Annotated in this window: 15 protein-coding genes and 1 tRNA gene; 8 read left to right on the top strand and 8 right to left on the bottom strand. The window is 35.0% G+C overall.

Going from position 1 to position 21,650, the window contains the following annotated elements:
• Nucleotides 1–131 precede the first annotated feature (131 nt).
• The 5 genes from BB050_RS05995 to BB050_RS05975 all read right to left on the bottom strand — a co-directional run bounded on the left by BB050_RS05995 (nt 132) and on the right by BB050_RS05975 (nt 7,889).
• On the bottom strand, nt 132–2,246 hold the full coding sequence (locus BB050_RS05995; protein WP_066032950.1) for a glycoside hydrolase family 97 protein: 2,115 nt from the start codon (nt 2,244–2,246) through the stop codon (nt 132–134).
• Nucleotides 2,247–2,274: 28 nt separating this feature from the next.
• The gene (locus tag BB050_RS05990; RefSeq protein ID WP_066032949.1) at nt 2,275–4,578 is read right to left on the bottom strand and encodes a glycoside hydrolase family 65 protein; all 2,304 of its coding nucleotides are present in this window, start codon (nt 4,576–4,578) and stop codon (nt 2,275–2,277) included.
• Nucleotides 4,579–4,654: 76 nt separating this feature from the next.
• Nucleotides 4,655–5,308 (bottom strand): beta-phosphoglucomutase, encoded by a 654-nt coding sequence (pgmB, locus tag BB050_RS05985; RefSeq protein WP_066032948.1) that lies wholly within the window; start codon nt 5,306–5,308, stop codon nt 4,655–4,657.
• An 18-nt stretch (nt 5,309–5,326) separates the two neighbouring features.
• Nucleotides 5,327–6,682: an MFS transporter gene (locus BB050_RS05980; RefSeq protein WP_066032947.1), complete on the bottom strand. Its 1,356-nt coding sequence runs from the start codon at nt 6,680–6,682 to the stop codon at nt 5,327–5,329.
• Between the two features lie 175 nt (nt 6,683–6,857).
• Nucleotides 6,858–7,889, bottom strand: a complete 1,032-nt coding sequence (locus tag BB050_RS05975) for a LacI family DNA-binding transcriptional regulator (RefSeq protein ID WP_008466448.1) — start codon at nt 7,887–7,889, stop codon at nt 6,858–6,860.
• Nucleotides 7,890–8,125: 236 nt separating this feature from the next.
• Between BB050_RS05975 and BB050_RS05970 the strand changes: the two genes are divergently transcribed.
• The 4 genes from BB050_RS05970 to BB050_RS05955 all read left to right on the top strand — a co-directional run bounded on the left by BB050_RS05970 (nt 8,126) and on the right by BB050_RS05955 (nt 16,537).
• The gene (locus BB050_RS05970) at nt 8,126–11,101 is read left to right on the top strand and encodes a SusC/RagA family TonB-linked outer membrane protein (RefSeq protein ID WP_066032946.1); all 2,976 of its coding nucleotides are present in this window, start codon (nt 8,126–8,128) and stop codon (nt 11,099–11,101) included.
• Between the two features lie 35 nt (nt 11,102–11,136).
• Nucleotides 11,137–12,744: a RagB/SusD family nutrient uptake outer membrane protein gene (locus BB050_RS05965; RefSeq protein WP_066032945.1), complete on the top strand. Its 1,608-nt coding sequence runs from the start codon at nt 11,137–11,139 to the stop codon at nt 12,742–12,744.
• A gap of 24 nt (nt 12,745–12,768) precedes the next feature.
• Nucleotides 12,769–13,584 carry a SusE domain-containing protein gene (locus BB050_RS05960; protein ID WP_066032944.1) on the top strand — a complete coding sequence of 272 codons (816 nt, stop codon included), beginning with the start codon at nt 12,769–12,771 and terminating at the stop codon, nt 13,582–13,584.
• A gap of 79 nt (nt 13,585–13,663) precedes the next feature.
• Entirely contained in the window at nt 13,664–16,537 is a 2,874-nt protein-coding gene (locus BB050_RS05955; RefSeq protein ID WP_066032943.1) for an alpha-amylase family glycosyl hydrolase, read from the top strand.
• Nucleotides 16,538–16,676: 139 nt separating this feature from the next.
• On the opposite strand, the gene BB050_RS05950 is transcribed toward BB050_RS05955, so the two are convergent.
• From BB050_RS05950 to BB050_RS05935, 3 genes are all read right to left on the bottom strand, one after another.
• A complete protein-coding gene (locus tag BB050_RS05950) occupies nt 16,677–16,910 on the bottom strand; it encodes a DUF6814 family protein (protein WP_008466457.1) in 234 nt (77 codons plus the stop codon).
• 13 nt (nt 16,911–16,923) lie between these two features.
• Entirely contained in the window at nt 16,924–18,417 is a 1,494-nt protein-coding gene (locus tag BB050_RS05945; protein ID WP_066032942.1) for an MFS transporter, read from the bottom strand.
• Nucleotides 18,418–18,713: 296 nt separating this feature from the next.
• Nucleotides 18,714–18,786 (bottom strand) — tRNA-Phe (locus tag BB050_RS05935).
• Nucleotides 18,787–18,885: 99 nt separating this feature from the next.
• Between BB050_RS05935 and BB050_RS05930 the strand changes: the two genes are divergently transcribed.
• From BB050_RS05930 to BB050_RS05915, 4 genes are read left to right on the top strand one after another with little or no spacing between them, the layout of a single operon-like run.
• On the top strand, nt 18,886–19,620 hold the full coding sequence (locus BB050_RS05930; protein ID WP_066035106.1) for a type III pantothenate kinase: 735 nt from the start codon (nt 18,886–18,888) through the stop codon (nt 19,618–19,620).
• Entirely contained in the window at nt 19,613–20,842 is a 1,230-nt protein-coding gene (locus tag BB050_RS05925; RefSeq protein ID WP_008466463.1) for a membrane protein, read from the top strand. Before BB050_RS05930 ends, BB050_RS05925 begins: the two co-directional genes overlap by 8 nt.
• A gap of 51 nt (nt 20,843–20,893) precedes the next feature.
• On the top strand, nt 20,894–21,451 hold the full coding sequence (gene lptC / locus BB050_RS05920; protein WP_008466465.1) for an LPS export ABC transporter periplasmic protein LptC: 558 nt from the start codon (nt 20,894–20,896) through the stop codon (nt 21,449–21,451).
• A 4-nt stretch (nt 21,452–21,455) separates the two neighbouring features.
• Nucleotides 21,456–21,650 (top strand): hypothetical protein, encoded by a 195-nt coding sequence (locus BB050_RS05915; RefSeq protein ID WP_008466468.1) that lies wholly within the window; start codon nt 21,456–21,458, stop codon nt 21,648–21,650.

Below are 21,650 nucleotides of genomic sequence, written 5' to 3'. Positions count from 1 at the left end.
ATTATTCTTCATTGTCAGTTCGAGCGGAGTCGAAAACCTTTGCGGCATCTCGACTCCGCTCGATGTGACAAAAAGATGTTGATTAAAAAAAAGACAAGCAATCATGGGGGAAATTACTTGTCTTTAAAAAATTATTTGTTTTCTATAATGCTTATCGCATATCCTCCTCCAGGAGCAGAAAACTGAGATAATTTTGATTTGCTTGTTACAGCAATTTTCTTGATAGTGTAAGCTTGCGGATTTGTTTTGTAATGCGCATTTTTTGCATCAGCGTAAATTGTTGCAGTGTATTTTTTGCCTTTTTCAAGGAAACTGAAATCGATGTTTGAAGTACGTGGCGTTTCTCCGTTTACATTTCCAACGAACCAGTTATTTGTTCCTTTTGCTTTACGGGCAACTGTGATAAAATCTCCAGGTTCAGCTTCAATATATTTACTTTCTGACCAATCTACAGCTACATCTTTAATGAATTGGAATGCATCTGGAAAACGGTTATAATTCTCTGGAGTGTCAGCAGCCATTTGTAGTGGGCTATACATTGTAACATATAAAGCCAATTGGTTACAGATTGTACTGTTTACATGAGATTTGTTATCAGGACTCATTTTGCTAATATCCATTTCGAAGATTCCCGGAGTATAATCCATTGGGCCACCGATTAAACGAGTGAATGGAAGTACCGTAACGTGATTTGGTTTAGAGCCTCCAAAAGCTTGGTATTCTGTTCCTCTTGCTGCTTCGTTTCCAATTAAGTTTGGATACGTTCTTGCAATTCCCGTAGGGCGAACTGCTTCGTGAGCGTTTACCATAATTTTGTAATCAGCCGCTTTTTCAATTGCATATTGATAGTGGTTTACAATCCATTGGCTGTAGTGGTTTTCACCTCTTGGCAAAATATCGCCTACGTAACCGCTTTTTACAGCATCGTAACCATTGTCTTTCATGAATTGGTATGCTTTGTCCATGTGTCGTTCGTAGTTGCGAACAGAACCAGAAGTTTCGTGGTGCATGATGATTTTTACACCTTTCGATTTTGCGTATTCATGAAGACCTTTTACGTCGAAATCAGGGTAAGGAGTTAAGAAATCAAAAACATAATCTTTTGAGTGGCCAAACCAGTCTTCCCATCCTTGATTCCATCCTTCTACCAAAACAGCGTCAAAACCATTTGCAGCAGCAAAATCGATATATTTTTTCACATTCGCATTGTTTGCTCCGTGAGTTCCGTTTGGTTTTGCTTTTGAAAAGTCAGAAACTCCCAATTGAACTGTTGGGAAGTCATTAGTATATGACCAAGAGCTTTTTCCTGTAATCATTTCCCACCAAACACCAACGTATTTTACTGGTTTAATCCAAGACGTATCGTCAATTTTTGATGGATCGTTTAAATTATAAGTCATTTTAGAAGCTAAGATTTCTCTAGCATCATCGCTTACCATAATCGTTCTCCAAGGAGAGTGATTTGGCGCCTGCATATGACCTTTGTCTCCTTTTGCATCTGGAGTTAACCAAGATTCGAAAACGAAATTTTTATCATCTAAATTCAAGTGCATACAAGAATAGTCAATCAAAGCAGCTTCGTGTAAGTTGATGTAGATTCCGTCAACTGTTTTTAACATCAACGAAGTCTGAACCCCTGTTGGTGAAAATGATTTTTGAGAAACATTTGCTGTATACGCTTTTTGAGATAAACCTCTAATTTCTGATAATTTTGATTTTGTGTAATCATATTCCTGAGTATCGTAATCTCCTGGAATCCAGAAAGCGGTATGATCTCCAGTCATGGCAAATTGTGATCTTTCTTCCTTGATTACAAAGTAAGTAAGATTTTTTTGCGCTGGAAATTCATAACGGAATCCTAAACCGTCATCGAATAAACGGAAACGGATAACGATTTGTCTGTCAGTACTTTTTTGGTTTAAAGTAACCGCCAGCTCATTATAATGATTTCTGATGTGATCTACTTCTCCCCAAACTGGTTTCCAAGTTTCATCAAAAGTTGAAGTTTTCGTGTCAGCAATTGTAAAGTCGTTCAATAAAGATTTTTTGTCATCTTTAAGTTCAAGACCTAGTTTACTGGTTTTAATAACTTCTTTGTTTTTGTATTTTAAATTGTAAACTGGAGTTCCGTCGTTTTGAAGAGAAAATTCCATTACGAACTTTCCTTCGGGTGATTTTAATTGCTGCGCTTTTGCAACAGTGCTGAACGCAAACAAAATTAAACTTGCGAAAAATAAGTTTTTCATGTTTTTTAGATTTTAGATGTATTGTAATTTAATTTATTTGTACAAATTTACTTGCAGTTACAGGTTTTCCGTTAACGATAATTGTTAAATCTTGATCGCCGTCTACAGTAAAAGTTGTTTCGCTATGATTTACAGATACTTTAAGAATTTGGTTTCTGAAATTGATTTTAAACGTATAGCCTTTCCATTCCTTTGGAATTTTTGGAGAGAAATGAAGCTGATTATTTTTCACACGCATTCCTCCAAAACCTTCTACGATACTCATCCAAGTACCAGCCATTGATGTGATATGACAACCTTCTTCCACTTCTTTATTATAATCGTCCAAATCTAAACGAGAAGTTCTTAAATAAAAGGTATATGCCATGTCCATTTTATCTAAAGCAGCAGCTTGAATCGAGTGTACACAAGGCGAAAGCGAACTTTCGTGAACTGTAAATGATTCGTAAAATTCAAAATTGCGTTTTAATTCTTCTTTCGAAAAATGATCTTCGAAGAAATAAAAACCTTGTAAAACGTCGGCTTGTTTAATGTATGGTGAGCGTAATACGCGATCCCAAGACCATTTTTGGTTGATAGGACGCTGTGATTTATCTAAATCTTTTACCGGAACTAATTCTTTATCTAAGAAACCGTCTTGCTGTAAGTAGATTCCAAGCTCTTCAGAAATAGGGAAATACATGTCATCTGCCACTTTTTTCCATTCTTTGATTTCTTCTGCAGAAAGATTTACTTTCTCCATTACTCTTTTATGATCTGCAGGATATTCTGAAGCTACTTTTTCGATTTGCTCCGCAGCAAAATCAATACACCATTTTGCAATATAATTGGTGTAGAAATTATTATTGATGTTGTTTTCGTATTCGTTTGGACCAGTAACTCCCAGAATTACGTACTGATTTTTATCTTTTGAAAAAGAAGCTCTTTGATGCCAGAAACGCGCAATTCCGATTAAAACCTCTAAGCCTTTTTCGGGAATATAAGAGTAATCGCCCGTATAACGGTTATAGTTGTAAATCGCAAAAGCAATCGCACCGTTTCTATGGATTTCTTCGTGTGTGATTTCCCATTCGTTGTGGCATTCTTCACCGTTCATGGTAACCATTGGGTATAAAGCAGCACCGTTTTTGAAACCTAAATTGTCTTTAGCATTTTCAATCGCTTTGTCTAATTGATTGTAACGGTATGTCAATAAGTTTCTCGCCACCTGCTGATCTTTTGTCGCCATGTAAAACGGTATGCAATAAGCTTCAGTGTCCCAATACGTAGATCCCCCGTATTTTTCTCCAGTAAATCCTTTTGGACCAATGTTTAAACGAGAATCTTTTCCTGAATACGTTTGGTTTAATTGGAAAATATTGAAACGAATTCCCTGTTGCGCTTTTACATCACCTTCAATAGTAATATCTGACATTTCCCAAACTTTTGCCCAAGCATCGATTTGGTTTTGAAGCAAGGTTTCGTAACCTAAAGCAACAGCAGATTTGATTACTTTTTCGGCTCCAGCCAAAGTATTTTCGTGGTTTAAAGAAACCGTATATCCACCAATTTTTTGGATTGATGAGGTTTGTCCTTTTGCGATAATAGTTCCGTAAGTGTACTGAACTTTATCTACCGTAGAATCGATTGTTGAAGGTGAAATATTTGCATTTTCTCCGTTAGCAAAAATCGTATTGTGCATGAAAGTTGTAACTTTAAAATGCGTTTTGAAAGTCTGAGCCGTTACAAACGCTTCGTTGGTTCCTTTTTTAACCTCCAAAGGCTCCCAGAATTTTTCTTCCCAGTTGGCATCTTCATTGGTTACACCAGCGTCGATATATGGTTTGTAAACAATTTTTACATCTTTGTTTAAAGGTGTAATATCGTATTTGATGACTCCGGCTTCGTCTAAATCTAATGAAAGAAAACGACGGATGTTTACCGCGATTTCGGTTCCATTTTTCAGAACAGCTTCAAAAGAACGATTGTACCATCCTTCTTTCATATTCAATTCTCTGCGGAAGTTTCTAACCTCTGTACACGTGTTCAAATCAAGATTTTCTTCGTTGATTTCAATGTCAATTCCAATCCAGTTTGGAGCATTTAGAACTTTAGCGAAATATTTTGGGTAACCGTTTTTCCACCAGCCCACTTTTGTCTTGTCCGGGTAATAGATTCCAGCAATATAACTTCCTTGAAAAGTTTTGCCAGAATATGTTTCTTCAAAATTCGCACGTTGTCCCATAGCACCGTTTCCGATACTAAAAAGACTTTCGGACGATTTTACGCGCTCTGCGTCAAATCCTTCCTCGATAATTGACCAATTGTCTGGTTTTATATAATCTTGATTCATTTGTTTAATTTGATAATGAGTTAATTAGAAAATGAGATAACTGTACGATTCAGAAATTATCTAATTGGCACATTTTCTAATTGATTAATTTTTCTATAAAGTCTGCTGTGATTTGGGTAAAATCTTTAAAAATATAGTCAGCTTCATGTAAAATTGTTTCCTCACCAATTCCCACACTTACCATTTCTCCTATGTTTGCTGCCTGAATTCCAGCAACAGAATCTTCAAATACGATTGAATTTTTTGGATCAATGTTTAATAATTGAGCCGCTTTTAAGAAAACTTCAGGATCTGGCTTTGCATTGCTCACATCATTTCCATCAACAATAACATCGAAGTAAGACAGAACGCCTGTTTTTTCTAAGATTGGTCTTGCATTTTTACTGGCAGAACCCAGTGCAATTCCTTGATTTTTATCTTTTAATAGTTTTAGAATTTTTAAAACTCCTGGAAGAACCTCACTTTCATCCATGTCAACTAAATAAGATAGGTAATCTTCATTTTTTTGAATTAACCATTGATCTTTTTGTTCTTGAGTAGCTTGAACATTTCCTAACCCAAGTATAATGTCTAGCGAACGAACGCGGCTAACACCTTTTAGAAGTTCGTTATCTTCGTGCGTAAAATTGATATTTAACGATTTGGCAATTTTTTGCCAAGCCAAAAAGTGGTATTTAGCGGTATCAACGATCACTCCGTCAAGATCGAATATGAATGCTTTTTTGCTCATTGTATGGAAAATTCTTAATTATGATTTTTGAGTAAAGTCGTCTACGTCTTTTACTTTAGAAACTAACGCAGCAGCAATTAGAAAGCTAACTCCGCTTGTAACTAAGGCATAAATAGCGTCTCCATTGTAAAGGTATTTTACGATTGGACCACCAATTAGAGCGTTTACAATTTGAGGAATAACAACAAAGAAGTTGAAGATTCCCATATAAACTCCCATTTTTTTAGGTGTTATAGAACCCGCAAGAATCGCGTAAGGCATTGCTAGGATACTCGCCCAAGCAATTCCGATTAAGATCATTGGCAGTACAACCCAGTCTTCATTTGGCATGAAATAAATAGAGATTAAACCGATTCCTCCAATAACCAATGAAAGAGAATGTGTTGCTTTTCTTCCAATTTTTTTAGCGATATAAGGCAAGAAAAACAAAGCGACAATGGCAGAAACTAAGTTGTAAACGCCAAACAGAATTCCGACCCAGTCACCAGCATCTTGATATTGCTGGCTTGAAGTATCTTCTAATGGCAACCCGTAAATGTGGTGTGCTATTGCTGGCGTGGTAAAAACCCACATACCAAATAATCCGAACCAAGAGAAAAACTGCACCCAGCTTAATTGGCGCATTGTAACAGGCATCTTTGCAAAATCGGTAAAGATGTCTGTAATTTTTGACTTTTCTTCAGAATCGGAAATCGCATCATTTTGAGGATCTTCAAATTTTGCCAATTCTTCTGGCGAATATTCTTTGGTTGTAAATAGCGTAACTAAGATTGAACCAATTAAAACTGCCGCGCCAATTATAAATGACAAGGTTAAGTTTAATGGAACGCTTCCAGGAACTGTGCTATTAGGTACGCCAAAATATTTCGTAAGAATGTATGGCAATGCAGAACCAATTACGGCTCCAAAACCAATTAAAGAAGTTTGGATGCTAAATCCTGCAGTACGCTGATCTGTTCTTAAATTGTCTCCAACAAGTGCTCTGAAAGGCTCCATCGCAATGTTGAAAGAGGCATCCATAATCATTAGCATTCCAGCTCCAACCCATAAGGCCGGTAAAACAGAAATGAAAATGTTAGCTTGCGGCATTAGAATTAATCCTACCGAAGCTAAAATGGCCCCCACTAAAAAGAAAGGTTTTCGTCTGCCGAATCTTCCCCAGGTTTTATCGCTGTAATGACCAATAATGGGTTGCACTATTAATCCCATAAGGGGAGCAATAATCCAGAACCACGAAAGTTCATGTACGTCGGCACCAAAAATTTGAAGAATTCTGCTGGCATTTGCATTCTGAAGTGCAAACCCCATTTGGATTCCCAAGAACCCGAAACTCATGTTCCAGATTTCCCAGAAACTTAATTTACGCTTTTCCATTATCGTAATTTGTGAAAATTATACGATAAGCGCTTTGCTTATCAAAACTTTGTTTCTTTCGAAGTAAAACTAAAAGCCTTGACGGGCGTAAAATTATAAATTATTTTTTTATATATGCTAATAAAAAAGCCATAAATATTCTTTATGGCTTTAGAAAGTATTGATTTTAAGAAATTTAGTCAGTGGATTCTCTTTTTATGAGATGAGTTTCTATAACTTCTGTAATGTAATTTTCAGTGTGCTCTTCATCCTCATTTTCTTCGGCTTCTATTCTTTCTATAAGCATTTTGGCTGCTTTATTCCCCATTTTTTCTCCGCTCTGGCTAACAGTAGTTATGGTTGGAGTAGAATATTTTGAAATAATTCCGTCTGTAAAAGCAATTACGGCTAAATCCTCGGGAACTTTCAACCCCATTTTATTTGCAGTTTTGATAATAGTTACTGCGAAAAGTTCATTTACCGCGAAAACAGCATCAAAAGCTCTGGCGTGCAGCAGCTCAGAAATGGTTATTTCGCAAGTATCGACATCTTCAATTTTTATGATTAAATCTTCATTAAAAGGCAGTCCGTTATCTAATAAAGCTTTTTCGTAACCGTCTGTTCTCAGTTTTCCAACACTTACATAATCAACAGTTGTTACGAGTGCAATTTTTTTTCGTCCGCTGTCAATTAAGCTCTGAACGGCTTCATAAGCTGCAGATTTATCATCAATAATTACTTTATCGCATAAAATATCATTGGTAACGCGGTCAAACATGACAACCGGCATTCCTTGATTGATCACTTCTGTGATGTGGTGAAAGTCGCCTTTATATTGGGTTTCTTTAGAAAGAGACATGATAAAACCGTCGATACTTCCATTGGCTAACATCTCCATATTTAGAACCTCTTTATCAAAAGAATCATCAGATACGCATATGACAACACTGTAGCCATATTCGTTCGCAACCTGTTCAATTCCGTTGATTACAGTAGAGAAAAAGTAGTGTACGATTTCAGGAATAATGATCCCAATACTTTTCGTTTTTCGGTTTTTTAAACTAAGGGCAATATTGTTGGGTTTGTAGTTATAAAACTTAGCAAAAGCCTGCACTTTTAGCCTTGTTTCTTCTCCAATTTCAAGGCTGTTTCTAAGTGATTTTGAGACAGTTGAAATAGAAACATCCAGTTCTTTTGCAATCTGTTTTAGGGTTATTTTTCGTTTCATGTAGTTAATTGAAAAAAATCTATTTAATAATAAAGGTATCTGAAATTTTTATAATTGACAATTTTAACGCTAAAAGATTACAAAATATAGAAAGTTTTCAACACTACCACGTTTTCGTAAAGCAATAAAAAATGTCTCTGGTTGAGCATGTTAATAAATTCATAATTTTGAAATTCGAAGTAAAATTAAAAACTTAACTAACATTCAAAAACTCAAAACTAATTTAAACAAAAAGTATGAAAACAATTTACAAAAAGTTGTTATTTTTATTCCTATTGTTGCCTTTTACAGTGTTGGCTCAGAACACTTTAAAAGGGACTGTTGTTGACAAAGCAACAGGTCAGCCAATACCGGGGGTAAATGTAAATGTACAAGGTGCTCCAAGCGGCGCATCAACAGGATTTGATGGAAATTACCAACTGTCAAATGTTAAAAATGGTAATAAAATCGTTGTTTCTTTTATCGGTTATAAAACAGAAACAATTGAGTACACAGGTCAAAAAACACTTAACGTTTCTTTAGAAGAAGATACCAATCAGCTTAAAGAGGTTGTAGTGCAAGTAGGATATGGAACTGTTAAGAAAAAAGATGCAACAGGATCTGTTTCTCAAATTTCAGCAAAAGATTTTAATAAAGGAATTAACGTAACTCCAGAAACATTAATCAGTGGACGTATTGCTGGTGTGAATGTTGTTGGTGGAGGAGCTCCAGGAGCAAAAGCAGATATTAGAATTCGTGGTGGGTCTTCATTAAGTGCATCGAATGAGCCTTTAATTGTATTAGATGGGCTTCCTTTAACTAATGACGTTCCTAATGGAGCTACTAGTATTTTATCTACAATTGATCCAAATGATATTGAGTCATTTACGGTATTGAAAGATGCTTCAGCGGCTGCAATCTACGGATCTCGAGCAGCTAGCGGTGTAATCGTTATTACTACAAAAAAAGGATCAAAAGGAGGAGTGAAAGTTAATTTTAGTTCTCAAGTTGGTATAAATACTGTTGCAAATCAAGTAGATGTTTTAAATGCAGATCAATTTCGTGCGTTAGTTAACGAAAAAGGTTCTCCTGCTCAAAAAGCATTGTTAGGAACAGCAAATACAAATTGGCAGGATGAAATATTCCATACAGCTTTAACAACTAACAATAATATCTCTGTTAGTGGGGCTTTGTTTGATAAATTGCCTGTACGTTTATCTGTTGGAAATGTTGATAATCCTGGAATTCTTAGAAATACTTCTTTTGAAAGAACTACGACATCGATATCGTTAAATCCTGTTTTATTTGATAATCATTTGAAAATTGATATTAACGGAAACTTAGCTTTTGGAAAAAATCAATTTCAAGATGAAAATGCTGTTATTGGAAGTGCTATCGGGTTTGATCCAACACAATCAGTTTATGAAGAAGGATCTCGTTATGGAGGATATTTTGAATGGTTAGAAGCTAATGGGAATGTGCCATTATTACCGGCAAGAAACCCGGTTGCAAGATTAAATCAAGATAATAGAAGAGCTACTTCGACTAGAAAATGGGGGAATGTTAGATTGGATTACAAATTTCACTTCTTTGAAGATTTAAGAGCCGTTGTTGAAGCTGGTATTGATAGATTTGACAGTAATGGAAATACTACGGTAAGTACAGAAAGTATCTTAGGATATCAGCCAAAACCATTTAACGGTCCTGATTATGTAAATTATGGAAACTATTCTAAGTACACAGATATGCTTCAAAATAAGAACTTAAATGCTTACTTTAATTATGTTAAGGATTTAGGCAAGTTTAAAGTTGATGCAACAGCTGGTTACAATTACCAATTATTCCAGAGAGAAAGATATCAATCAGGAGAATTAAGACAGCCAAATCCTAACACAGATGTCATTACAAGTCCAGATATTAATTTACAATCGTATTTCGGCCGTGTTAACTTAGGATATGATAGTAGATATTTAGCAACTGTAAATTATAGAAGAGATGGAAGTTCTCGTTTTTCTGAAAAATACAGATGGGGTAATTTTGGTGGAGTTGCTTTAGCTTGGAATGTGGCTGAAGAAGCTTTTTTGAAAGATAATGAAACCTTGTCAAGTCTTAAGCTAAGATTTGGTTATGGAACAACTGGTCAGCAAGATATTTCTGCAGCATATGATTACTTAAGAAGAGTGACTCTTGGAACAATTAATACTCAGTATATTTTCGGTGGTAAAGTCTATTCAACTGCAAGACCAGAAGGTTATAATGAAAATATTAAATGGGAGGAATTAGCAGAGATGAACATTGGTATTGATTTCGGATTTTTAAATGATAAAATTACAGGATCTGTAAACTATTTTGATAAAAAATCAAGCGATTTGTTAGCTGATGTTGTCGTGCCTGATGGAGCAAATATTAGAAATCAAGGTACTTATAATATTGGTAGTGTTAGAACAAAAGGGGTTGAGTTTAGCATTCAATCAGATGTTATTAAAAATGATAATTTAACTTGGAATGTTGCTTTTAATACTACTTATATAGATCAGAAAATTGACAATTTAGGTACTACAGTTCCTGGTTTTCAAGGATATTTAACTGGTGATAATATTGCAGGGGGGTCAGGAAATCAGATACAAGTTAACTCTGTAGGTTATGCTCCAAGATCATTCCTGGTTTATGAGCAACTATATGATGCAAATAAAAAGCCTATAGCAGGTGCTTATGTAGATAGAAATGGTGACGGAAAAATTGATGCTTCAGATCGTTACAGATTCCATAAGCCTACAGCAGATTACACATTTGGTTTATTCTCTACTTTAAATTATAAAAAGTTTGATTTTACAATGAACTGGAGAGCAAGTTTAGGAAATTATATTTTCGATAACGTAAGCTCAAACTTAGGATATTCTGATGCTGCTTTAAGAAGAGATACAGATTTATCAAATGTTAGCGCAGATTATTTGAATACTGGTTTTAGATATGAAGATAATGGTACACAACGTTATTTGTCTAATTATTATATTAAGGATGCTTCTTTTATCAAATTAGATAATATTACTTTAGGTTACACTTTCGATAAAAATTTATTAAAAGCTGCTTCTTTAAGATTTACAGCGGGAGTTCAAAATGTATTTGTGTTAACAAAATACAATGGTTTAGATCCAGAGAGATTCAATGGAATTGATAATAATGTATATCCAAGAGCTAGAACTTTCTTGTTTGGTGTGAATGCAAGTTTCTAGTAGATTATTGAAAAATAAATTTAAAAAAATATAAAATGAAAATATCATTTAAATATATATCTTATTTTTTCCTACTTGTTTTAGGATTGAATATGACGCTTACGTCATGTACGGACGATTTGAATGTTACTCCGACTGATGATGATGAGTTTTTGTCAGAGCAATTCTTTCAGGATCCAGCATCATATAAACAAGTTTTAGCGAAATTATATGCAGGTCTTTATGTAGGAGGAAATGATGGTGATGGCCAGCCAGATATCTCTGGAATTGGAGGAGATTTTAGCAGTTATTTGCGTTTGCTTTTTGTGACACAAGAGTTCACCACAGACGAGGCTATTATTGCATGGGCAGACGGAACATTGCCTACATTAAATTCTCAAACATGGTCTCCTGCAAATGAATTTTTGGCAGGAACATATTCGAGAGCATTCTATGAAATTAGTGTTGCCAATGAGTTTTTAAGACAAACAACAGAAGAAAAGCTAAATGCAAGAGGAGTTGATGCAAGCTTAAAAGCCGATATCGCTAAATTTAGAGCTGAAGCTCGTTTTTTAAGAGCTTTTTCTTATGTTAATTTAATGGATTTGTTCGGAAATGTGCCAATTACAACAGAAGCAGATCCTGTAGGATTCTTCTATCCAGTACAAAAAACAAGAGCTGAAGTTTTCGCTTTTGTTGAAGCTGAATTAAAAGATCTAGACAATAGTTTAGTAGCTTCAAGAACAAATGAATATGGAAGAGTTGATAAAACTGCAGCTAAATTTTTATTAGCTCAAATCTATCTAAACTCTAAAGTTTATACTGGTACAGACAGATTCAATGATGCTGGAACTTTATGTGCTGATATTATTAATAATTCAGGATATACATTTGCAAATGTCCCTTATAGCTACTTATTCTCTGCTGATAATGACGTAAATGGAGCTCAAAATGAATTTATTTTTCCAGTTATAAGTGATGGTAATGCCATTAGAGCAACAGGAGGAGGAATGAGTTTTATTCTTCATGCATCTATTGGAGGTAGTATGGATGCTGCCTCGAGAGGTATGGATGGTGGATGGCAGGGAATCAGAACTCGTAGAGAGTTTGTAAATATTTTCCCTGATGAAACTGCAACTGGAGATAAAAGAGGAACTTTTTATACAAATGGGCAATCAAAAGATATTAATAATGTTGGAACATTTACTGATGGTTATGCGGTAACGAAATATATTAATAAAAAGTCTGACGGATCTGCTGCACAAAGAAACGATATTCCTGATACAGATTTTCCAATGTTCAGATTGTCTGATGTTTACTTGATGTATGCTGAGGCAGCTGTAAGAGGAGCCTCATCTGCTAATATAGGAACAGCAGTTGGTTATATTAATCAGCTTCGTACAAGAGCAAATGCTGCAAATATTACTGCATCTCAATTAAATCTTGATTTTATTTTGGATGAAAGAGGAAGAGAATTGTTCTGGGAATGTCATAGAAGAACGGATTTAATTCGTTTTGGTAAATTCACGGGAGGATCAAAAATTTGGCAATGGAAAGGTGGTTCTATAAACGGAATTGCAACTGAATCTTATAGAGATTTAATGCCAATTCCTTCTAGAATTATACAGGCAAACCCAACTTTAAAACAAAATCCAGGATACTAACTAACCTTATAAAAAATATTAAAAATGAAAAATATATATAAAATTTTAATTGCTTTCATCGGTGTTTTAGCAGTTTCATGTAATGCTGATGATGTAGAAGACAGACCAGTAATCGAAGCAGCAACAGCTCCTGTTCTGTTGAACCCTAAATCTGATTTTACGATCGTTCTTTCAAAAGAGACTGAAAATGAGGTTGCAACAACTGTTGTGTGGGATAATGCTGCATATACTGGAATGCAAACTGTAGTAAATTATACTGTTGAGATAGCTAAAGCAGGAACAAAATTTGCAGCCCCTATCACTGTAACAAATACAACAGAAAAATTTGTAGCCTTAACGGTGTCTGAATTAAATTCAGCGTTAGTAAATGGTGGTTTTGTTGAGAAAGAGGCAAATAAAGTTGATATTCGTATCAAAGCTGTTGTTGGTGCTTCAGGACTTCCTCAATATTCTAACTTTTATACAATTACAGCTACGCCATATCACGTGCCATTAGCAAGTTCTCACTGGTTAGTTGGCGCGGCTACTCCAGGAGGTTGGACATGGGCTGGTGATGCTGAAACTGAATTCCCATTAGTAGTTGGCACAACAAATGTTTATAAAGTAACTATTGTTCTTAAAAGTGGAGAAGCTTTTAGAGAATTCTTAGGTAATAACTTTACAAGCGATGGTAACTGGGATCAAAGCCATAATTATACTTATTATTCAAACTTAGGTTATACAATAGATGACGAATTGGTAAATGCTGGTGATGGCGATAGTAACTTCAAATATACTGGACCAACTGGACCAAGAGTTTTAACTATTGACAATGGTGCGAAAAAAATAACATTAGACTAAAGTTTAAATGTAATTATAAAAAGGGCTATCTCCAGATAGCCCTTTTTTAATCTAACTAACCACACAAAACCACGAGATTATGAGAAAAATTTTACTATCAATATTTTTATTGATGGCAGTAACCGTTTTTGCCCAGCCTCAAACAGTTACTTATTCAATAAATCCCTCCACTTTTGAAGAAACAACTTCGATTACTATTTCAATCGCGGGTGCAAGCATAAACGAAGGTACTTGGAGCGTTACAGGCAATGCTTTATATCTTTGGTCATGGTCGTATGATGTAAATGATACTAATCAATCGGATAGTCCGTCCAACGGGACTTGGACTTCATCCAACGAAGCAAGTAAATTTACCTATAACGCAGGAACTGATACTTATACTAAAACAATTACACCTGCTACATATTTTGCAAGAAACGGAATAGGACGAATTGGTTTTTTGGTTAAGGCTAAAGACGGAACAGGAGATAAAAAATCGCAAGATATTTTGGTTGAAGTCGGATCTTTCCAAGTTACTTTGACTTCTCCGGTTGAAAATAGCACTTCGATCATCAATTCTGGCTCAAATTTTACTATTAGTGCAACAAACACAGGAGGAGCAGGTAGTTATACTTTAAAAGCTAATGGAACAATAATTAATACAAACGCCAGCACTTCAAGTTATTCCTATACACATACCAATATTACAGGAAATCAGAGTTACGAATTAATTGCAACTCAAGGAGCGACTACAGTTTCTAAGAAATTTGCGGTAGTTGTAAATCCAAATACTGTTTCTGAGGCGATGCCCGCAGGTTTGGTTGACGGGATTAATTACAATGCTTCAGACGCTACTAAAGCGACTTTGGTCTTAGATGCGCCTTTAAAAGATTTTGTATATGTGGCTGGAAGTTTTAACAATTGGCAGCCTACATCAGCTTATGCCATGAAAAAAGATCCATCTTCGGGAAAATTTTGGTTGGAAATAACTGGCTTGGTTTCGGGGCAAAACAATATGTATCAATATTGGGTTGTCGATACAACGCCACTTGCGAATTCGCCAGCAATGGTAAAAACAGCAGATCCGTATTCTACTTTAGTGTTATCTCCTTACGATGATCCTTCAATTCCTGCTTCAAAATATCCAAATATGCCAGTTTATCCGACAGGACAAAATTTTGAGGTTACAGTCTTAAAAACAGGACAGACTCCTTACAATTGGCAGGTAACAAATTTTGAAAAACCAGCAAAAGAGAAATTAGTTGTTTATGAAGTTTTAGTTCGCGATTTCGATGCATCAAGAAGCTATCAAAGTTTAATTGATAGAATAGATTATTTTAAAAATCTAAAAATTAATGCTATCGAGTTAATGCCGGTAATGGAGTTTGAAGGAAATGAAAGTTGGGGTTATAATACTTCGTTTCATATGGCTTTAGATAAGTTTTACGGAACGTCAGATAAGTTAAAAGAGTTTATTGATTTATGCCACCAGAATGGAATTGCGGTAATCCTCGACGTAGCTTTAAATCATGCTTTCGGAAGAAATCCGATGGTAAGAATGTGGATGAATGATCCTGATGGAGATGGTTTTGGTTCGCCAACTGCAGAAAATCCATATTTCAATACAGTAGCAAAACATAGTTATAACGTTGGTGAAGATTTTAATCATCAATCTTTAAAAACACAGTATTATGTAAATCGTGTTATCAAACAATGGATTGAAGAATATAAAATTGATGGTTTCCGTTGGGATTTGACCAAAGGATTTACGCAATCATGTACGTCAAGCGATAATGCTTGTACCGATTCGTACCAACAAGATCGTGTTGATATTCTGAAAAAATACGCTGATTTTTCTTGGGCAATAGATCCAACGCATTATACTATTTTTGAGCACTTAGGGTCTGATGCTGAAGAACAGCAATGGGCAAATTACAGAGTAACAGAAACACCAAGCAAGGGTGTAATGATGTGGGGAAAAATGACAAAAGAGTATAATCAATTGTCTATGGGATATGTTTCTGAAAGTAATATTTTTAGAATGAATAGTGCAAACCGCGGCTTCGCAGCAAACCGTTTGATGGGTTATGCAGAAAGTCATGATGAAGAACGTTTGATGTATAAAAATGTGCAGTATGGCGCTTCAAACGGAAGTTATAATGTAAAAACATTAAATACGGCATTATCTAGAATGTCTGCTATTGGAGCAGTTTCTTTGCTGATTCCTGGTCCAAAAATGATCTGGCATTTTGGAGAACTGGGAATGGACGATTCTATTTTTAGCTGTAATAACGGAACTGTAAATGATGAATCGTCTGCGACTCCGGGAGATTGTAAATTGGATACAAAACCACAGCCACAATGGACAGAAAATTGGTTGGGCGATGCTAATCGAAACAAGATTTACAACGATTGGGCTAAGATGATTACCCTTAAAAAAACAGAACCAGTATTTTTAGGAACAGCAACAATGGCCAATGCGACTACTTTACTAGTAAATATCAAAATTACAAATAGCAATTTGACTTCGGCTCAGCTTAAAGATGTTGTGATTTTGGCCAATTTTGATACAACAGCACAAAATATGATTCCAGGATTTCAATATACTGGAGCGTGGTACAACTTAATGGATAATTCAACGATTAATGTTGCCGATGTAAATACTCCAATAAATCTTGCTCCAGGAGAATATCGAATTTATGGCAATAAACAAGCAAATTTGGCAATAGAAGATTTTGAAAAAGGAAATCAAGTTGCTTTATATCCAAATCCTGTTGCCGATTATTTTACTTTAGGGTTTAAAACTTTAAAAGTAGATATCTATTCTATTACGGGGCAATTAGTAAAAACATTTAATACAAACGGAAATACAGAATATCAATTCTCAGTAAGTAGTTTAGCTTCTGGGTTGTATCTCGTAAAGACGTTTGATGAGAATAATAAAGTTCGCGTTGTGAAGTTAATTAAAAATTAGGTTTGGTTAGTAATGAAAAGGGCTGTCTAGAAATGGACAGCCTTTTTTGCTTAAAGTAGTTTTTTGTAATATAAATATGTTTTTTGAGGTGATTAAATAAGTCGATGGAGTTCTATGATTTAACCGTAATTGTTTTTACTTATTTTTTCTTTTTAGGATCATTATACTCCCCAATTAAAGAATAATATCCAAATGTTCCTAAGCCCATAACAATAAGCGGCGTCAGTATAAATAGAATAATTGCACCAAATACCAAATCGTCTTGTTGGTCTGAAAGAAGTTTAGGCAAACCAAATTCAAACACGCAAAAATAGGCAGCCGCCGCAGCCAAAGCAATCCATAACGCCCCTAAAACTTGTTTAATCGCATTCATTTTTTTTTAAATTTTAAAGGTGAGTAATTTTGTTTTTGTTTTCAATATAAATCATTCCAATAACAAAGCAGATTCCAGCAATAATTATAGGATACCATAATCCGTCCAAATAAAAATCGGCTTTGCCTGCTGTTTTGGCGTGTGATACAAAGTAAGTTGATATGGCAGGAAGCAATCCGCCAAAAATTCCATTTCCAACATGATAAGGAAGTGACATAGAAGTATATCTGATTTTAGTTGGAAACATTTCGACTAAAAATGCCGCAATCGGACCGTAAACCATGGTTACAAATAATACTTGAATAAAAACTAGGAAAGTCAATGTCCATTTATCGCTTGAATTGATTACTATTGATACGTTAGTTTGAGTGTCTTTTTTGTCCAGATACGTTTTTTTCTCCACAACGGATGTTCCGTCTGTGTATTTTTTTTCCGTAATTGTAATAGAGCTTCCGTTAGTCTTGTTTTCAGTTGTAATTCTTGGAGTTTCAAGAATCTCCGTTTTCTTGCTTACATCCGTTGTGTCATACATCATCTTATAAATTGGTCTATAAGAAAAAATAGCCAGTAGCATTCCCAGCATCATAATGTATTTGCGTCCGACTTTATCGCTTAACCATCCAAAAACAATAAAAAATGGAGTTCCAATTAAAAGCGCAATTCCTAATAATTCATCAACTTGCGAAGAATCAATATTCATCACCGTTTTCATGAAACTCATTGCATAGAATTGTCCAGTGTACCAAACAACGCCTTGTCCCATTGTGGCTCCAAATAATGCTAAAAGAACAAATTTTAAATTGTAGCGGTTTCCAAAACTTTCCTTCAACGGATTTGCACTTGTTGTTCCTTCTTTTTTAGCTTTCGCGAAAACAGGAGATTCATCCATGTTTTTTCTGATTAAATAAGAAACTCCAACCATAGCAATCGAAACCCAGAAAGGAACGCGCCATCCCCATAAATCAAAAGCTTCTGCAGAAAGCACACTTTTCGTGGCCAGAATAACCATTAGCGAAATAAATAAACCAACAGTCGCAGTAGTCTGAATCCAAGAAGTCCAATATCCTTTTTCTCCTGCTGGTGCATGTTCGGCCACATAAGTAGCAGCGCCGCCATATTCTCCCCCAAGAGCAAGGCCTTGAAGCAGGCGTAAAATCAAAACTAATATTGGAGCTAGAAAACCAATTGTTTCATAACTTGGAATACATCCTATTAAAAAGGTTGAACCGCCCATTAATAATAAGGTAGCCATAAAAGTATATTTTCGTCCAATAATATCTCCAAGCCTTCCAAAGAATAAAGCTCCAAATGGACGAACTACAAATCCGGCAGCAAACGTGGCTAAAGTAGATAGAAACGCTGCGGTTGGATTATCGCTAGGGAAAAATTTTGTTGAAATAACGACAGCCAAACTGCCAAAAATGTAAAAATCGTACCATTCAATCATGGTGCCCATAGAAGAGGCCGAAATTACTTTCCAAATGCCCTTAGTAGAAGTTTTACTCATAAAAACTGCTTTGAGATCTTATTAATGAATGAAATATAAAAATACAGTTTTACGAATATATAAGATTATTTTTTATTCGGTCAATACTTTTTTAACAAAAACTATTTATTTGTTGACAATTGATTTCGAAGTGAAAAAGGATTTAACCGCAAAGAGCGCAAAGATTTACGCAAAGGTTCACAAAGTTATTTTTAAACTTTGCGAACCTTGCGCTTTTTTTCTTTGCGCTCTTTGCGGTTAGATAAAACAGAAAAGTATAAAAAACAAAAAACCCGAATATTTCTATTCGGGTTTTGTGGTACCTCCAGGGATCGAACCAGGGACACATGGATTTTCAGTCCATTGCTCTACCATCTGAGCTAAGGTACCGTGCTTGTTGCGGGTGCAAATATATAATCATTTTTGGTTTGTGCAAAACATTTTTTAGAAAAAATCAATTCGTATCTTCGCAAAAGCAAAAAAGAAAATATGATTTTAACGGTTGATGTCGGAAACACCAGAATTAAAGCGTCTGTCTTTGAGGATAATACTGCTCTCGAAAATTTTGTTTTTGAAAAAAACGAACTCGAAAAAAAAATTGAAAAAATTTTAGAAAAATATCCAAAATGCTCCGATTTGGTCGTTGCTTCAGTCGGAAGTATCGAAAAACAATCCTTTTTAACTTTCGAAAATAGACTTAAAGTTCATTTTTTTACTCACGAAGATGTTTTTCCGTTTCACAATAAATATGCAACTCCAAAAACTTTGGGAATAGACCGAATGATTTTGGCAGCAGGGGCGACATTGCAATTTCCAAAACAAAACCGTTTGGTTATAGACGCAGGAACTTGCATTACTTACGATTTTATCGACGAAAATGATAATTATTTGGGAGGAGCCATTTCTCCAGGACTTCGTTTGCGATATGAATCACTGCATAATTTTACTGCTAGGCTGCCGTTATTAAGCTTAGAAGCTCCCGATTCTTATATAGGAAACTCTACCGCGCAAGCCATACATTCTGGCGTTGTGAATGGTTTCGTCTATGAGATTGACGGTTTTATCGATGAATATCGCAAAGAGTTTTCAAATTTTATCATAATTTTAACGGGAGGCGATGCAGATTTTTTGGCTAAACGATTAAAAAATACCATATTTGCCAATTCAAATTTCCTTCTGGAGAGTTTGAGCCAAACATATCAATATAAAATCGACAATGATTAAAAAAGTAATACTAAGCGCTTGTTTGCTTATATCGTTCGTTTCATTCGCTCAACAAGGTACTGCTTCACCTTATTCTTTTTTCGGAATAGGAGATGTGAGATTCAAGGGAACTCTTGAAAACAGATCTATGGCAGGAGTTGCAGTAGAGCAAGATACGATTCACTTAAATTTAGAAAATCCAGCAAGTTATGCCAGCTTAATTCAAACAACTTTTACAGTTGGAGGAACATTTGCGACTTCAAATTTAAAAACAACTTCTGCATCAGAAAAAGCACAGCGTTCTACTTTTGATTATTTGGCATTAGGAATTCCAATGGGAAAATTTGGTGCTTCATTCGGTTTGATACCAGTAACTTCAGTAGGATATAAAATTCGTAACGATAATTCTGCAACAGAAGGGGCAACAAGTTCACAGCTTGACGGAAAAGGTGGTGTAAATAAGGTATATTTTGGTTTATCATATAAAATAATGAAAGACTGGAATATTGGGGTAGATGCACAGTATAATTTTGGAAAAATTACCACAACAAGCGTTGAAGCAATTACAGGGGTACAAAACGGAACAGCAGAGGTAAATACTTCTGAGCTTTCGGGTACAGCATTTAGTTTTGGAACGATGTATCAGAAAAAAATATACAAAAAGGTTAGTATGTTTTCTAGTTTAAGTTACACTTTCTCAAGCAACCTGAATTCAGATAATACCAGAGTTATTTCGGTTCAAGGAGATCCAGATCCTTATGTGGTTCCAACAGAGTCAACAAAATTAAAACTGCCAAATAAATTAAGTATTGGATTAGGAGTTGGTGAGGCTAGAAAATGGCTTGTGGGAGCAAATATGACTTTTCAAGGAGACGGACAGTTGGCAAATTATTACAATGCAGCTGAAAACGTAAGATACGAAAGCTACTCTAAATATGCTCTTGGAGGATACTATCTTCCAAATTACTCTTCTTTTACAAGTTATATGAGCAGAATTACCTATAGAGCAGGTTTGAAATATGAAAAAATTGGTTTGATTGTAAATAATGAATCAATTAAAGATATCGGAATGTCATTGGGAGCAGGAATTCCAATTCCGGGATCATTTTCAAATGTAAACTTAGGAATTGAATTTGGTAAACGCGGTACAACTTCTGCAGATTTAGTGCAAGAGAATTACGTTAATTTCAGTGTGAGTTTCTCTTTCAACGACAAATGGTTCGTGAAGAGCAAATACCAATAATCAAAACATATTATCTTTTCGAAGCTCATTACAATTTACTACATTTGGCAAATGAATTTACCAAAAAGATATAGTCTCGTAGCTGTCACAGTTTTTGCTGTGACACTATTTTTTGGATGCGAAAGTAATTTTAAAGAAGTTCAGAAAATTAACTTCTCAGAATTTGTTCCTGCCAGCGATGCCGATACTGTAAATATTAAATATACAGATTCTGGACGCATTACAGGCGTTTTGATAAGTCCGAAAATGCTAGATTATTCAAATCTTGATTTTCCTTTTACAGAATTTCCTAAAGGGATTGATGTTACCTTATACGATAAAAAGCAGAAACGTACCTTTATAAGAGGAAATTATGCAGTTTCGTATAAGAATACAGGAATCATTGATCTGATAGGAAAAGTAAAAATCACTTCAGAAGCTGGACAGGTTTTAGAAACAGAACAATTGTATTTTGACCAGAAAAACGAATGGTTTTACACGGAAAGAAAATTTAAATTGACCGATACAAAAGGAGTTTCCCATGGGCAGGGAATAGATTTTAGCAAAGATTTTAAAGTGATTAATTCGCAACGAATAAGTGGTGAAATTGAATCAAACGAAGAATTATAATATTATGGGTTATTTAAAATATACACAATATGTTTACATCCTTTTTGCAGTTTTCTTTACTTATGATGGTATCGTAAAACTAAATGAGGGTGATGAGAGCTATCCTTTATATTTTGTGATTGCAGGGATGGCTGTTTTTATGTTTTTCTTTAGAAGAAGATTTCTTAACAGGCATAACGACAGAAACAAAAAACAATAA

Origin of the sequence: Flavobacterium anhuiense, assembly GCF_001705175.1 — a bacterium.
Lineage (GTDB): Bacteria > Bacteroidota > Bacteroidia > Flavobacteriales > Flavobacteriaceae > Flavobacterium > Flavobacterium anhuiense.
This window is presented reverse-complemented; position numbering and strand designations above follow the sequence as displayed.

What these genes read in the sequence shown, in the direction of transcription:
- BB050_RS05995 (WP_066032950.1), bottom strand. Translation starts at nt 2,246, where the DNA reads ATGAAAAACTTATTTTTCGCAAGTTTAATTTTGTTTGCGTTCAGCACT.
- BB050_RS05990 (WP_066032949.1), bottom strand. Translation starts at nt 4,578, where the DNA reads ATGAATCAAGATTATATAAAACCAGACAATTGGTCAATTATCGAGGAA.
- pgmB (WP_066032948.1), bottom strand. Translation starts at nt 5,308, where the DNA reads ATGAGCAAAAAAGCATTCATATTCGATCTTGACGGAGTGATCGTTGAT.
- BB050_RS05980 (WP_066032947.1), bottom strand. Translation starts at nt 6,682, where the DNA reads ATGGAAAAGCGTAAATTAAGTTTCTGGGAAATCTGGAACATGAGTTTC.
- BB050_RS05975 (WP_008466448.1), bottom strand. Translation starts at nt 7,889, where the DNA reads ATGAAACGAAAAATAACCCTAAAACAGATTGCAAAAGAACTGGATGTT.
- BB050_RS05970 (WP_066032946.1), top strand. Translation starts at nt 8,126, where the DNA reads ATGAAAACAATTTACAAAAAGTTGTTATTTTTATTCCTATTGTTGCCT.
- BB050_RS05965 (WP_066032945.1), top strand. Translation starts at nt 11,137, where the DNA reads ATGAAAATATCATTTAAATATATATCTTATTTTTTCCTACTTGTTTTA.
- BB050_RS05960 (WP_066032944.1), top strand. Translation starts at nt 12,769, where the DNA reads ATGAAAAATATATATAAAATTTTAATTGCTTTCATCGGTGTTTTAGCA.
- BB050_RS05955 (WP_066032943.1), top strand. Translation starts at nt 13,664, where the DNA reads ATGAGAAAAATTTTACTATCAATATTTTTATTGATGGCAGTAACCGTT.
- BB050_RS05950 (WP_008466457.1), bottom strand. Translation starts at nt 16,910, where the DNA reads ATGAATGCGATTAAACAAGTTTTAGGGGCGTTATGGATTGCTTTGGCT.
- BB050_RS05945 (WP_066032942.1), bottom strand. Translation starts at nt 18,417, where the DNA reads ATGAGTAAAACTTCTACTAAGGGCATTTGGAAAGTAATTTCGGCCTCT.
- BB050_RS05930 (WP_066035106.1), top strand. Translation starts at nt 18,886, where the DNA reads ATGATTTTAACGGTTGATGTCGGAAACACCAGAATTAAAGCGTCTGTC.
- BB050_RS05925 (WP_008466463.1), top strand. Translation starts at nt 19,613, where the DNA reads ATGATTAAAAAAGTAATACTAAGCGCTTGTTTGCTTATATCGTTCGTT.
- lptC (WP_008466465.1), top strand. Translation starts at nt 20,894, where the DNA reads ATGAATTTACCAAAAAGATATAGTCTCGTAGCTGTCACAGTTTTTGCT.
- BB050_RS05915 (WP_008466468.1), top strand. Translation starts at nt 21,456, where the DNA reads ATGGGTTATTTAAAATATACACAATATGTTTACATCCTTTTTGCAGTT.